This window comes from Clostridium chromiireducens, from assembly GCF_002029255.1.
GTDB classification, from domain to species: Bacteria; Bacillota; Clostridia; order Clostridiales; family Clostridiaceae; genus Clostridium; species Clostridium chromiireducens.
Genome location: NZ_MZGT01000040.1, coordinates 36,086 through 53,039 on the forward strand (window position 1 = coordinate 36,086; position 16,954 = coordinate 53,039).

General features: G+C 31.6%; 5 protein-coding genes. All 5 read left to right on the forward strand.

What is annotated here, in order from left to right; genetic code table 11:
* Window positions 1-122: 122 nt before the first annotated feature.
* On the forward strand, window positions 123-7,136 hold the full coding sequence (locus tag CLCHR_RS25465; protein ID WP_079440611.1) for a TIM-barrel domain-containing protein: 7,014 nt from the start codon (window positions 123-125) through the stop codon (window positions 7,134-7,136).
* A 685-nt stretch (window positions 7,137-7,821) separates the two neighbouring features.
* Window positions 7,822-9,948, forward strand: a complete 2,127-nt coding sequence (locus CLCHR_RS14800; protein ID WP_079440612.1) for a methyl-accepting chemotaxis protein — start codon at window positions 7,822-7,824, stop codon at window positions 9,946-9,948.
* Window positions 9,949-10,079: 131 nt separating this feature from the next.
* Window positions 10,080-13,001, forward strand: coding sequence for an N-acetylmuramoyl-L-alanine amidase family protein (locus tag CLCHR_RS14805; protein WP_079440613.1), 2,922 nt, complete (start codon window positions 10,080-10,082; stop codon window positions 12,999-13,001).
* A 15-nt stretch (window positions 13,002-13,016) separates the two neighbouring features.
* Entirely contained in the window at window positions 13,017-15,839 is a 2,823-nt protein-coding gene (locus tag CLCHR_RS14810; protein ID WP_079440614.1) for a glycoside hydrolase family 66 protein, read from the forward strand.
* Between the two features lie 593 nt (window positions 15,840-16,432).
* On the forward strand, window positions 16,433-16,744 hold the full coding sequence (locus tag CLCHR_RS14815) for a hypothetical protein (RefSeq protein WP_079440615.1): 312 nt from the start codon (window positions 16,433-16,435) through the stop codon (window positions 16,742-16,744).
* The last annotated feature ends 210 nt before the right edge of the window (window positions 16,745-16,954 follow it).

Genomic DNA, 16,954 nt, shown 5'->3' on the forward strand with positions numbered 1-16,954 from the left:
TTAAAAATGCATCTATTTAAGGAGAGATCAAGATAGTTGTATTAAAAAAGTAGAAAAATAGGAGGCTATTGAGCAAAAGTACAGTAAAACTTTTGACAATACTATAAAAAGGAGTAGAGAATATGATAAAAAGACAAGTGGCAAGAATTTTATGTATCGCAACAATGAGTTCATTATTAGCCGGGCAAGGAGTTTCTGCTAGAGATAGTCAATTTACAAGACAAGGTTCAGGACCCATGTATTGGATTAGCTATGAGCACCAATGGACAAAAAACACATACATGCCTGAACAAAGATTTAAGGATAACATTGACTGGATGGCAGAGAATTTCTTACCATATGGATATGATATGGTTTCTACAGATGGTTGGATTGAGGGAGCTACTATGCTGAATGAAAACGGTTATGTTATCTCTCATAATGATCATTGGATGACAAACCCTCTTGATATGTCTGGAAATGAAAGCAACACTTCAGCTGGAAAGCTGATTAATGGAGACTTTGAAGACGGAGAAATAGGTTGGACATTTAGTGGTACTAGCGGTCATGGAGTAGATTCCAATGATGGTCATACTGGTAGTAAGTATTGGATGTGGAGCAATGATCCCCATACTGGCAGCTTAAAACAAACAGTAACAGGTTTAGAAAATGGAAATTACAATTTAATAGTTTGGACAAAAATAAGTGGGGATGATAGCTTTACAACAGATGGAAGCAAGGCTGAAATAAGGCTCGGAGAACAAGGAAGTAGTTCCTATGTAGTTCAAGCCATCGAGCCATCAAAGAATGAGTATGGTGCTGTAAGATATGGTTCATATGAAGTAGAGGTAAATGTTACTAATGGACAACTTCCGATAGAATTTTATTTAGATGCTAAAGCTGGTGGTACATCACTTCAAATTGATGATATTACATTAGAAGCAGCTGGAGGAGATACAACAACTATGCCTGTAGGAAATCAGGTGATAAATGGAGATTTTGAAGATGGAGAAACAGGATGGACATTTGATGGACCAGCAATTCATGGTGTAAATGATAGTGAACAAGGAGCTACTAAAGCTCTTTATACGTGGAACTGGGATCCTCATAAGCAATCAATAAGCCAAGAAATAAATGATTTACCAAATGGTAAATATAAAGTAAGCGCAAAGGCTAAAACTAAAAATGGTATGTCTACTAATGGCAGTACTGCACAGATGATTGTTAGCGATTATGATGAAGACACAAGCAATCAGACAACTGAAGTAATAGGTAACCAAGCTTTTGAGGAAGTAACTACTCAGGCTGCTGTGGAAGTAACCACTCAAGCGGCTGTAGAAGTAGTTAACATAGATACAGAATCATGGAAAACTTACGAGATAGAAGTAGAAGTAACCACTGGAAAATTAAATTTACAATTTGTTTATGATGCGATAGGAGAAAGTGGAGGTCTTGACTTAGATGACGTAATTGTAGAGGCTATTCCAGAAGATGGACAGGAGCCTACATGGCAGTATCCAACAGAACAGTATCCAGATGGACATACTTGGGGATATTGGGCTGATTATGCTGCTAGTAAGGGTTTAAAATATGGTGTTTATTATAATCCATTATGGGTTAGTCCAGAAGTAGTAAAAAATCCAGATAAATATACAGTAAAAGTAGGAGATTCAGATATACAAGTTGCAAGTCTTGTAGTATCAGATCCCAATAATACAGCAGGAGGAGATAGATTTAATGGTGGACAAGGAAATGACAAAGCCTTATATTGGTTAAATGTAGATGCTCCAGGTGCAGAAGAATATATAAAAGGATATGTAAAGTTCTTTAAGGATCAAGGTGTAAAATTCTTAAGAGTAGACTTCTTATCTTGGTATGAGACAGGAACAGATATAAATTTAGGTAAACTTGGAGAAGCACATACAAGAGAACAATACGATAAGGCTATTAAATGGATGAGTGAAGCTGCTGGTGAGGATATGATCTTAAGCTTAGTTATGCCTCATCTTATAGATCATGGTGAAATCGAGCGTAAATATGGAGATATGATTAGAATTGATGAAGATGTTTTTGGCGGTGGTTGGGATCATACCAGTGGAAGAAGACAAAACTGGCAAGGAGAAGAATGGTCACAATGGGCTGGTGCATTCCAAGGATTTACAGGATTTGCTGATATTAATGGGACCGGTAGTTTAATCAATGATGGTGATTTTACAAGATTGAATACTTTTACTGGACAATATGCTAATAACGAAAGAAAATCTGAGATTTCACTATTCACTATAGCAGGTTCTCCAATCACTATAGCAGACCAATATGATACTATAGGAGACAACGCTAAATTCTATCAAAATACAGAACTCATTGAACTTAATAAACTTGGATTGTCTGCCAAACCTATATTTAACACTAATGCACATTATAAAGATAACAAGAGCCGTGACAGCGAAAGATGGGTAGGACAGTTGCCAGATGGAAGCTATGTTATTGGATTATTTAATAGAACAGATGAGCAAAAGGCTTTCACTTTTGACTTTGCTAAAGAATTGGGAATCAGTCAAGGCTTTGTAAGAGATTTATGGGCACATCAGGACTTAGGAACTAAAAAAACCCATACAGTTGTATTAGATCCACATGATTGTACAATAATTAAAATTGTTCCAGCATCGCAAACTTCAAAATATGAAGCTGAAATAGCATCATATGAGGGTGCAAAATTTAACGGCCCAGACTATGTAAGCGGAGCGCAATTTAATAACACTCATTCAAATTATACAGGTTCTGGTTATATAGAAAGTATTTCTACAGCTGATGACAAAGTAACTTTTGCTGTGGATGCACCAAAAGACGGAGATTATAAATTTAATATTAACTATGCTAATGGTGGAGAAGGTGCTTCAGTTGATTTTTATTCAAGAGAAAGAGTAAGTGGTAATACTATTGATTCGCAAGAAGTTGCGCTACCAACTACAGATACTTTAGATAAATGGGGAAGCGTAAAACAATCTCTTACTCTTAAAAAAGGAATTAACTTAATAACTGTACGAGGAAAATCAGGATCTGTTAACCTAGATTCTATTGAAATGATTACAGGAGTTAGTGCAGCTACCATTATCAATGGAAACTTTGAAAATGGGCAAACAGGATGGGAAAAAACTGGTGATGGCTGGTGGGGAGTGAATACCGATGATGCTTACCAAGGTAGTAAATTATACAACTATTTTCCAGATCCGGGACAAGCTACAATAAGTCAAAAAATTACTAATGTAACAGATGGACATTATAAGGTAACTGTTATGGCAAAATTAATGCCACATTCTTATCCAAGCTTTGCTGGAGGAACCTGTGAATTAAAAGTAACACAACCAGGACTACCAGATGCGGTCACTAATATTATGCCAAAAGTAAAAGATGGAGTTGTAGCAGAAGATGGTACTAAACTTGAAGCAAGTGGATTTGAATATGTTGAATATACTTTAGAGGCAGATGTAACTGCTGGAGAAATGAGTATAGAATTCCATACGCAAGTACCTCAAGGAGATACTTCTTTACAAATTGATAATATAAAAATTGAAAAAACCGATGCACAAATAGAGAATGTAGGAGCACCACTTCATAATGCAGATTTTGAAGCTGGTTTTGAAAACTGGAGCCGTAATAACATGATTAATCAATCCATCCAAAATGAAGGCGATAGTAATTTTGTACGTATGGAAGGAGATAATGCGTATAATTCAGATTTATGGCAATATGCTACGCCTGGAGCAGGTATTTATACATTAAAAGCAAAGGTAAGGAGCAAGGGTGATTTCAACGAATCTTCATTATACGTAAATTATGCAGGGGGAACAAAGAAAGTAGCAATTCCTAAATCTAGTGAATGGACAACAATTGTATTACCAAATGTTACAATACAAAATGGAGAAGTTATTAAATTAGGGGCATTAGTTGATGGAAAAGCTGGAAGTAGTTTAGATATTGATAATTTAGAACTTCTAAAATCCAATCCAACAGACTATCAAGCTATGTCTTCTCTTGGAAATTTAAGCACAGAGAATCCTTATACAATAGATGGAACTGGAGTAATATTCAACTTTGATCAAGCGTCTAAAGTAAAAGTAGATTTTATGAATGATGAAATTGCAAGAGTATGGATGGAGCCTACAGGAATATTCAGTAAGGATAAGTCTTTTGTAGTTAACGATGAAAGTGCAAAAGTTACTCCTACAGTTACAGATGCAGGTGATTACATCAAGGTAAGTACTAATGCTTTGACAGTAAGAGTATATAAAGAGCCATTTAGAATTGAATATTATGATGCAACAAACACAAATTTAATAACAGGTGAGTCACAAGATGGCGGATTGAAATATGATGGGGATACTGGAGTATATGAGTCAATGAAGATGGGTCAAGATGAACACTTCTATGGATTAGGAATGGATCGTGATTCAAAAACATTTGATAGAGTAGGTCAAAAAGTAGTAATGAAAAATAATATGGTAGGCGGAGATACATCTGGAAATGTATCTGATCAATCAGGAACTTTCTTTGCAAGTACAAAGGGATATGGTATCTACTTTGATAACACGTATGAAAACGCAACTTTCGATATGGGAGCAACTAACAAAGATGAATATTCCTTTGGTTCACCAAATGGAGAAATGGTTTATTACTTTATGAATGGCTCAAGTTTAAATAAAATAATGCAAAACTATTCTAATCTTTCCGGACAAGCACCATTACCTCCAAAGTGGACTTTAGGTTATATCCAATCTAAGTTTGGATACAAGAATTGGGATGAGGTAAATGAAATAGTAGATACTTTTAGAACAAAAGGAATTCCAGTAGACGGAATGGTATTAGATGCATATTGGGCACCAGAAAATCATTATTTTGATACTTCTTGGTCTAAAAATTTTGCTAATCCAAAGGAAGCAATGGATGCCCTTGCTGCTAAAGGAATTAAAATGACTAACATTGTTGATCCATATGTACAAGTAACCTCTGATATATTTACAGAAGGAGATAAAAATGGGTATTTTGTACAGAATAGTTCTGGTAAAACTATTATTTATGATGCATGGTATGGAAAGTCTGGTCTAATAGATTATACTAATCCAGATGCAGCAAAATGGTATACAGATAAAGTAAAAAAATTACATGATGAAGGGGTTAAAGGTTGGTGGATTGACCTAAATGAACCTGAGACAGCTACTGATTCGTTAAGAGATCAATTTAATGCAGGAAATGCAGCAGAAATACGTAATGTATACGCATTAAATGAAGCCAAGGCTTTCTATGATGGACAAAGACGTTATACAGATGAAAGAGTATGGTCCTTAGCAAGATCTGGATTCTCTGGAATTCAAGAGTACGGCACTACAGTTTGGTCTGGTGATGTTAATGCTACTTGGGATGCATTTACACAGAATTTAGAGCTTGGTTTAAGTACAGGAATGTCTGGTATACCATACTTTACAAATGATACAGGCGGATTCAGACAAGGACCACCAAGTGCAGAACTATATACACGTTGGATGCAAGCAGCTGCATTTATGCCAATCTTTAGAGCACATGGTGATGATAGTGCAAACCAAGGAAAGGGAGAAAGAGAGCCATGGGTTTTTGGAGAACAAGCAGAAGGCATAACAACTGACCTTATCAAACAAAGATATAGATTATTACCATATATCTATGCTACAGCAAAAGACACTTATGAAACCAATAGACCAATTATGAGGCCATTAGTTATGGATTACACAAATGATACACAAGTGGCAAGATTGCAAGATCAATGGATGTTTGGATCTTCTATTATGGTAGCACCAGTCCATGAAGAAGGTGCAGTATCTAGAAACGTTTATCTACCAGAAGGTACATGGTATGATTGGAATGACGGAACTCAATATCAAGGTAATAAAATACTTGATGACTACGATGCGCCGTTAGAAAAAATACCTGTATTCGTAAAAGAAGGTTCTATCATTCCTATGGGACAAGACGTGAACTATGTGGGAGAGAAACCAGATGATTATATTAACTTAAAAGTATATCCAAAGGTGTCAGGAGAAGAAACTAAATTCTCACTATATGAAGATGATGGAAATACTTATAGCTATGAAAAGAATCAATCTGCAACTACAGATATTACAACTAAGAAAAATAATGAAACTATTAATTTAAATATTTCAGCTATAAATGGTGATTATCAAGGAAAGGTAACAGATAGAGTGTGGGCAGCACAAGTTAAAGTAGATTCACTAGATAAGGCTGTTACAAATATAAAGCGTAATAATGTGAATTTAAGACAAGTTGATTCTATGGATGCACTTAATGCTGGAAGTGATGTATGGTACTATGATAGCAATGCAAAGACAGTATATTTAAGAACTAGCAAAGTTTCTACAAGCGTGGCTCAGAACATTATAATTGACACATCAAATAAATTATCAAATCCAACAAATGGATTGTCTGAGTTACAAGGCTTATACGATGCACATAAAAATGATACTAAAGGAAGCTATACAACTGAAAGTTGGGGAAATTTTGTGACAGCATTGAATAATGCAAAGAGCGTAATAGATAATGCGGATACAACACAATCACAAATAGATAATGCAAAAGCTAATTTACAGTCAGCAATAGGTGGACTAAAGGTACAAAATAATAATAGCAGTTCAGGGTCAAGTAGCGGTTCAAATTCATCATCAAATGATAGCTCTTCAAGTTCAGAGACTACTAATCAAAATGAGACAGAAAATAGTAATATCGGTGGAAATACAAATAAAAATAGATGGAATAAAGTTAATGGTTCTTGGCAGTTTGTTAAAGCTGATGGAAATTTAGCAACTGGTTGGTACAATGATAATGGTACGTGGTATAATCTATCAAATGAAGGTAAGATGAATACAGGATGGATTAAGGACACAGATGGACAATGGTATTACTTGCAAAATTCTGGATCAATGGCTACAGGATGGATTAAGGACACAGACGGACAATGGTATTACTTACAAAATTCTGGAGCAATGGCTACAGGATGGTTTAAAGATACAGATGGACAATGGTATTACTTAAAGAGTAATGGAGTTATGGCAAGTAATGAATATATTGATGGATATTATTTAAATTCCAATGGAGCTTGGAATAAATAATTAATAGCGAGGAAACTAAATATACAACTTAACTTGCAATTGATTTAAGATTTTATCGATTAATACAATGTATAAATTACTTTAACAAAATTTTATAATAAAATAGCATAGATGCCTCAAAAATACGTAGGGTTAAGTTACCAACACCAAACCCTAGAAGGTAATCTATGCTAACAACAATATTAAACCAAGGCGAGGCAGCAAACAGCTATATTTTAGAGTTAAAACCCATCATATTCTTCTGTACTAAAGAATCATATGATAAATTTAATTTCAGGAATAATCACCACCGAAGGTAGTAAAAAGCTCTCTTCAATTTTCAAAAAACATTTAATTTTCTAGAATCACCCCAATAATCGAAGTTAATACCATTTTTAGGTATATCTTATTGATGGGGTGATTTTTATTATCTTTCTTTATCTTGAAGTACCTAATGTATTAAAGGAGAGTATAAATATATGAAAGAATTCTATTATTATTTCAGAATATATTAAAGTTAAAGACTAATAAAGTAAAAAATAAAAGTAATAAAAGATATATTAAATAGAGGAAATTATGAGTAAAGAATGTATGGAAAGAAAGCTTGGAATAAAAAGAAAAAATACTGACTGTCTTTTGGTGAATAACAGCCTAAATTAGATAATTTATCTAATTAATAAAGATATTATATAAGGAGATATATATAATGATAAAAATTTTCAAGGTAAACCATAAAAAAACAGCTAAAAATATAAGGGATAAGAAAAAGAGAAATATTTTATATGAGTTTGAACGTATTATAAGAAGTTCAAAAATAAAAACTAGATTGATGATTTCTTATGGACTACTAGTTTTGATTCCGCTACTAATAGTAGGAGTTACATCAGTATTACAATCTAAAAACTCAATCGATAATAAAATTTCCAACTTTTCGTCACAGGTAATGTCACAAATTGGATTGAATATTTTAAGTGAAATGGATAAGAACTCTAATTTTGCAATGTCAATAGTAACAGAACCAGATTTTCAAGATTATTTTGAGAATAAACAAGAGATAGATTTGTCAGAAGGTTATCGCAGAATTAATGATTTAACTAATTTAATGAAAAGTAAAGCGGGAACAAAAAATGATATGACTGGTTTGGGAATTATAGGTACTGACAATGAGAAGATTGGTAGCTTCTCTAATCAATTATCTGATGATATAAGAAGAAATTTATCAGATTTATCAAATGAGGGAAAAGGGAAATTTGTATGGTCATTAAATAAAAATGCATCAGGTTATAAAATTTATGCTTCTGCTCAAATTAATACTTTAACTACTGGTGAAAATTTTGGAATTATTATAGAAGAATTAAACCCTAAATTATTTGTTAACTTATTTAAAAATGTAAGCTTAGGCACTAACTCAGATATATTTGTTGTGGATTCAAAGGGGATTGTCATATTAAACGAGGATTCAAGTTTAATTGGAACTGAGTATAAGGATAAAAGTATTATTGAAAAGATTAAAGATAAAGAAAAAGATTTATTTAATATTGATGATGAAACAAAACAAACAAAACAATATTTTTCAACAAATGATGGGGAGTCATTAGTATCTTATGCACCTTTAAGTGGTTCGGACTGGTATGTAGTAGGAGTTATTCCATATAGTTATTTGAATTTAGAGTCAAATATTTTAAGGAATAATACTATAATTATCGGTTTGGTTTCATTTATAATTTCAATGCTTGTGGCATTAATAGTCTCAAGAAGCATTTCTAATCCACTAGGAAAGTTAGTTTCACTTATGAAGAAAGCAAAGAATGGAAATTTAGCGTTACTTATAACTGATGATAGTAAAGATGAAATTGGAGAAGTAATAAATGCATTTAATGATATGGTAATTAAAATAAGTACTTTAATCAGTGGCGTCAAAATTCTAGCTAATAATGTATCAAATAATACAAAAACGATTGCTGAAGTTTCGGAACGTTCTTGTTCATCTTCAGAGGAAATTGCAGCTACAATGAGTGAAATTGCACAAGGAGCTTCAAATCAGGCTATTAGCGCTAACGAAGGAATGGAATGCATGAATATTTTATCCAATGGGATAAATAAAGTGAGTAGAAAAACAGAAAATGTGTGGGATGTACTAGAAGAAACGCAAAAATTAAAAAAAGAAGCTGTTGTATCAGTCAAAATATTGAAAAATAAAGCTGAAGAAACAAGTAAAGTTTCAGCTAAAATTGTTGGAGATGTAAACTCTTTAAATTTAAATGTAAAAGATATAAAGGAAATTGTAGAGTTAATTGGTGATATAGCAGAACGAACTAATTTATTAGCATTAAATGCTGCTATTGAAGCTGCAAGAGCTGGAGATGCAGGAAAAGGATTTGCTATTGTTGCTGATGAAGTAAGAAAATTAGCTGATAAATCGAAAGAATCATCTGTTCAAATTAATAAAATCATTAATGATATAGAAAATAAAGTAGAAGTTATGGTAAGAGAAGCAGGCAATTCTACTACTATAATAAAAGAACAAATGAATGCAGTTGAGAATACAGATGAGGCTTTTAAAATTATATTTGAAGGTATGAATCAAATATCTTATCAATTGAAAGATATAGTTGGATCAATTAATGAAATAGTTGATTCGAAAGATAAAACTAAAATTGCAATGGAAAGCATTTCAGCAATTTCAGAAGAAACAGCGGCAGCCACTGAACAGGTATCAGCTGGAGCAAATGAACAAATTGAAGAAATTCAAAAAGTGTCTCAATTTGCTGAGGAATTAAATGTTGTTGTTGAAAAATTAAATTCTACAATAGATCAATTTGTAGTTAATTAAGTTAGATAGAATAGTTTTAGAGTAATTGAAAAATAAAAGATATATAAACAGAATTTTGGGCTGCTGATAAACAAGCACTTAGTAATAAATACGAATTCATTAATTTAATTATAAATGAGGGAGATAATATTATGATTAAGAGAACTAATAAAATAATTGCATTAATTATGTGTACTACAACTATTACAACATTAGGTTCATCAATAAACGCATTTGCAGTTGATGCGTTAGAGGAAAAAGAAGGAGATTTTTCAAGTGCTTTTGCCTATTCAAACAAATATATCTACGATGGTTATAGAGGAACTGATGGCAGTGAGCAAACAATATATTATAAAAACGGAAAATATAATGAATTAGAAGATGTGGAGGCCTATGATGATTCGATAAAATATGATAGCAAATATATAGAATTAGATGATGATGGTAACAAAAATTTATTTAATCTAGATACAGGAAAGTTTGAAGACGAAAGCATACAAGACCAAGAGAATAATATTAAAAGAAATCTAATTAAAGATTTAAAACAAACAGAAAGATACGGGAGTGATGTAGGAGAGTATCTTAACTTAGATAAAAGAATTGCTACTAATAAAGGAGCATTTGGAGATGTATGGTATCAATATAGTGCGAACTATAATGGACAAGATATGAAATATGTAACAACAATTGATGTAGATGCAAAATCAACAGATGAATGGGACAATATTACATTAAAAAAAGGTAATGGCATAGAATCGAATTTTGGAGATAGCTATCAATTTTGGTTTTCAGTAACAACTAATGATACTAGTAATAAAGAGTCTGATGGACAGGCAAAAACATATAATGGAAATGTATCTGCTGCAGCAGAATATATAGCAGGAAGAATAAGAAATTACTGTGGACACAATGCAGAAGTTATTCAGGAAAATGGAAAGTATGTTATTCAAATAATATCTGATACACAGTTAGATGGAAATGTAATACAATCGCATAATAGTGATATTTCAGTAACAACAAGAACAGTACCTGCAAAAAATATTGAATATATAGCAGGCAATAGAGAAGATGCTGGCAGCCCAGGAAATAGTGTAGAAACTGATAATAATATTTCATTAACAATTCCACCAGTAGATTCAATTACAACTAGTGGAGCAGTACAATATTCAACAACAATTGATATAAATGATCAAACAGCGCATCAATGGAGGAATATCACATTAAAAAAAGGTGAAGGTATAACATCAAGTCTTGGAGATAGTTATCAATTTTGGTTTTCAATAACAGAAAATGATCCTAGTAATCTAGAGTCCGATGGACAAGCAAAAACATATAATGGAGATGTAAATGAAGCATCACAATATATAGCAGGAAGAATAAGAGACTATTGTGGATATGATGCACAAGTTGTTGAGAAAAATGGAAAACCAGTTATTCAGGTAACATCTGATGCACAATTAGATGGAGATGTAATAATCTCATATGATGATAATATTTCAGTAACAACAGAAGAAGTAACTCCAACTGCGAATGATTCGACAGATACTACAACTGGCTCTGAATCAAGTGAAAGCAATAGCGATACGGGAGAAGATACTGGAAATACAACAGGAAGTACTAGTAATACTCATGCTATTGTAAATTATGATCAATTACCTATATATTATGGAGTTGTAAATAATTATAAAAAATATATGGATATATCTGAGTTTGCAAATATTAAACTTGCCTATACAGTTAATGATAAGGTTAAAACAGTTAATATAGAGAAATTTTGGGAAAAATATGGGAACGAAAATATTGTAGCTAGCTTAAAAAAACTTGAGGTAATTGCGCAAGATTCAAATTATATATACGCTGATATTAGTGTTGATTTTACTTCTGATATGGATATAAATATTGAATATCCTGATAGCGAGAAAAGCAAAAATTATATTTTGAAAATTTCAAAGGCAATAGGGGATAAGACAGATGAAGCGAATATGCCAAAAGAAGTTATTGCATATGAAATGAATGGAGAATCGGACTATAAGTCTTGGACTCAAACTAAATTAAATGATGACTGGTACAATATAGAAACGTATGCTAAGAATGGGAACTTATATATTGTAAGATTTAATAAAGATAAGAAAAATAATAAAATTCAAGTTAATCAAGTCGGATTTCAGACTAAGGTAGATGAAGATTTAAAAATTAATAGAAATAAAATATATAAAGTTAACGACCCATCTATTGAAACAGGACTTAAAGGTGAAATTATAACATCTGTAGATTCAGATGAAATTAAGAATTTATTGAAGCCATATTATTCTATAGACTCGGAAGGAAATTTATGGGTGCTTGGTAAAAGGAAAATATATGAATTTAGTGGTAATGGATTTGATGAAAAATATACAATTCCTTCACAGATAAATAATATAGATGTTTACAATAATAATAATTTAGTTGCTTGGGGAGATAGTGAATCTGAAGAGGGATATGTGACTAATATTAATGAATATGCAAAAACTGATGAAACAACTAGTGAAGATAGTGTTATCAGTGGTAATGATGATAGTAATAAAGATATATCAAATAATGAAGTACAAATTAATAATGGTTGGGTTAAAACCAAGTATGGGTGGCAATTTTTTGATGAGTCAGGAAAGCAAATTAAAAATTCTTGGATTAAAGTAGATGAGAAATGGTATTTAATTAATAAAGATGGGATTATGCAAACTGGCTGGGTTAACATAAGTGATAAATGGTATTATCAGAACTCAGATGGAAGCATGGCAACTGGATGGGTAAAATTAGAAGATGATTTATACTATTTACATCCTGATGGAAGTATGGCAACTGGTTGGGCAAATATAGATGGAAGCTGGTATTATTTGAGAGGATCAGGTAAGTTAGCAATAGGATGGATACTTGATTCTGGAAACTGGTATCATTTAAAGACAGATGGAGAGATGACTACAGGATGGTTGAAATATAATAAAAAATGGTACTATTTTGATAAAGATGGCAAAATGTTAACCAATACAACCATAAATGGTTATAATATCGGAAACGATGGAGTTTTAATTAATTAAAAAGGTGGAAGAGTTATGAAAAATTCAAGAAAAAGAATAAAGAATTTATTTACTTTAACAATAATGTCAACTGCAACTGTATTAAATTTATTTGCTATACCAAGTACTGTATATGCATACGATAGCTTTGATAAAATTCCAATAGTAGACACTTCAGAGAAAGGGGCTTTCAATCAAAAATTATTATTATATGACGTTTCAACGGATAAATCAATGTACAAGCCAGGTTCAAATGTGATAGTAAATATTGAGATGGCTAACTACACAGAAAATGAAATATCCAATGGTACTGTGGAATTAGCAGCAAAATACCTTGATACACAAATTGGAGATGTAATAAAACAAAGTTTTACAATTGGAAAAAGTGAAGATAAACAAATAGATTTAAATTGGGTTGCACCTAATGAAGATTTTAAAGGATATTTACTTGAAATTACATGTAAAGATTCTGATGGAAAAGTTATAGAATCATCATCAGTAGCTGTAGATGTATCATCAAATTGGATCAAATTTCCGAGGTATGGATATCTAACTAATTATAAAAAAGATGTTAATACAAAAGATATAATAGATCAATTAAAAAAATTTCATATAAATGGATTACAATATTATGATTGGCAGGATAAACATGATGAACCTATACCAAAAGAAGGCTCAGAGGTTGCGGATAAGTGGAAAGATTTATCAAAACATGATGTATATAAATCTATAATAGAAGACTATATTAAAAATGGACATGAAGCAGGCCTGGCATCAATGGAATATAACTTAATATATGGAGCATATAAAGATTACGAGACCGATGGTGCAAAAAAAGAATGGGGATTATATAAGGATGAAGGTGGAATTGATGCGGAACAATGGACAATGAAAATGCCTGATGGATGGGAATCGGATCTATACTTTATGGACCCAGCTAACAAAGAATGGCAAAGTTATATTTTTGGAAGAGAAAAAGAAGTTTTTGATGCATTTGATTTTGATGGATGGCATATGGATACTGTTGGTGACTTTGGAACAATATATAGAGCAGATGGTACTCCGGTATCGATTACTACTACATTTAAAGATTTTTTAAATTCTGCAAAAGAAGCTTTTCCTAATAAATATATATTAATGAATCCAGTGGGAAATAAGGGACACGAACAGGTAAATGAAAGTAATGTAGATGGAGCATATACAGAAGTTTGGCCTTGGGATGGTATTGCAACATATGATGCACTAAAAGGTATTGTTGATCAAGCAAGAATAGAGACAAAAGGAAGATCATTAATAGTACCAGCATATATGAATTACAACTTAGGAAGCAAGTATAATGAGGAAAAACCAGTATTGTTAACAGGTGCCTCAGTGTTTGCAGCTGGTGGATCTAGACTTGAACTAGGTGATGATACAAGGATGCTTACTCAAGAATATTTTCCTAATAGAAATGTTGTTATGAATGAAGAATTAAAGGCAAGAGAAAGAAAATATTATGATTTTATAGTTGCATATGAAAATTTATTAAGAGATGGACAAATCAATAGTGGGAATAAGATTGAGGTCAAAGGATATGCTAATAGTGCTATAGGCGAAGCTAATAAGATATGGACATATGCCAAAAAAGATGCGAATTATGATATTATTCAAATGATAAATCTTTTAGGAGTTTCGGATAATACTTGGAGAGCTGCTGACGGATTAAAATCTAAACCAACTAAAATAGAGAATTTTAATGTTAAATATTATGTTACACAAGATATTCAAGGAGTGTACTTAGCCTCACCTGATGTTTATGATTGTAAATCACAAAATTTACAATTTACAAAAGGAAGTGACGAAAAAGGAAATTATATAGAATTTACAGTACCATCATTAGAATATTGGAATATGATTTATCTTAAAAAATCAAATGTTGAAAATATTGATAAAAATAATGATGTAATCGGTGTACCAGGTCAAATAAATAATCCAGGCTTTGAAGATGGATATATGGGATGGAATATAACTGGAAGAAGCTATGGCTTAGATGCAACAGATGCGACATCAGGAAATAATAAGTTATATTTTTATGATAAAAAACCTTATACACAAAAGATTGATCAAACAGTTGTCGGATTAAAAAATGGTAGATATACAGTAACTGCTATGGTAAAACAAAATACTGGAATTCCAGATTATGCAGCAATGGAAATAACTTCTGGTGATAATACTGAAAAAGTTAATATAAAGCATAGTGAAGATTATATAAAAATAGAAGGTTCTATAGATGTTATAAATGGAAAGTTAAATATAGCATTTAATTATAAATCAACTGTAAATGGTGAAACAAATTTACAGATTGATGATATTCAATTATTGGATGAAAATGGGGAAGTTATATCAAAAGAAGCTAAAATTCTTAAACCTGGTGATGAAGGATATATAGTTGATTTGCCTGAGTCAGTTGGAAAAATAACTAATGGAAATTTTGAAAAAGGTGATGCATCAGGCTGGACTGCACTAAATAAAGATGGATTTGGAGTTAATGATGACGATGTTTTTTCAGGAAATTATAAATGCTACTTCTGGGGAAAAGGAAAGCAATCATTACAACAAAAGGTAACTGAATTACCTAATGGTATTTATACAGTAAAAGCAATGGTTAAACAAAGTGTAGGAAATCCTACATTGTCTAAATTGCAATTATCTGGATTTGGAGAAAATGCAGCTTCAATTGAAATACCGCATGGAGATTCTTATGTTGAAATATCTCAACAGGTTAATGTTACAAGCGGTATGTTAATAATTTCATTTATGCAAGATAGTACAGATATGACAAATCTCCAAATTGATAATGTTGAATTTATAGCGAATTAAACTTAATGAATATTGAAATAAATTCTTAGAAAACAACAAAAGAAGAGTCTAATTTTCTTGAGATACTGTTGAATATAAATGAAGGTAAGAAATTAGATGTTTTTTGGGATAATGCTAAATCTCAGGTGCATAAAGATATACAGGCTTTCGCCAACGAGCATAACGATGATCTGTTTTAATAAATACTTCAAGATATTCTTCTATGCTAAACGTATAAATTAAATACATGTTTAAAGAATAAATTATATATTATTAAGTTATTTTTATAAATAATTTGTGAGAGTTCATAAAAAACATAAAATACCATAGATTAATATGTTGAAACATGATATTTTATACTTGTGCAAAATAACTCAAACATAAATTTAGAAAACACAGATAGAGGAGATTAAGTTCCGACACTTAGGCTCCTCTATCTGTGTTTTTCTATAGATAAATGATACATAGCCTAGAATTATTATATAAACTCGCTAAGCTCACACTTTAGCTTGATTTTTCTTATTGAATACTATAGCAAATATAGAGAGCCTGCATAATATAAAGGTAGATGGGTTTTAACTTAATGTAAGAAATTGAAATACGGAGGATGAAAAATGGAAAACAGAAATTGCAGATGCAGAAGAAGATGTAGGAATGGAAGCGGAACTCTTGGGGAAACAGATACAAATAATAGATGTAATAATAGAGGAACTCTTGGAGCAACAAGTAATAATAGATGCAACAATTATCCTAATGCTGATGCATTAGAAGCAGCTTATAATGCTGGTTATAATAATGGATATTGTGATGGCGTTGAAGCGGGAAGGGAAGAAGGATACTGTGAAGGTTATGAACAAGGAACAAGAGATGCATGCCAAGATACAAAGCAACAAGCTATAAATTGTATTAGGAGAATCGGTTGCTAAAAGTTTTAACAATATTCATAAAAGTTGATATGTTTTATTCTATAGTAATAAATATATTATAATAAAATAGAGATGATATTTATATATGAAGTAAATATCGCCTCTATTTTTTATTGTATAATTTTTTAATTAAGGATAATGATACTAATTTGTAACAATAAGATTGATATTGAATAATATAACCACATAGATTGTTATATATTTAGTGTT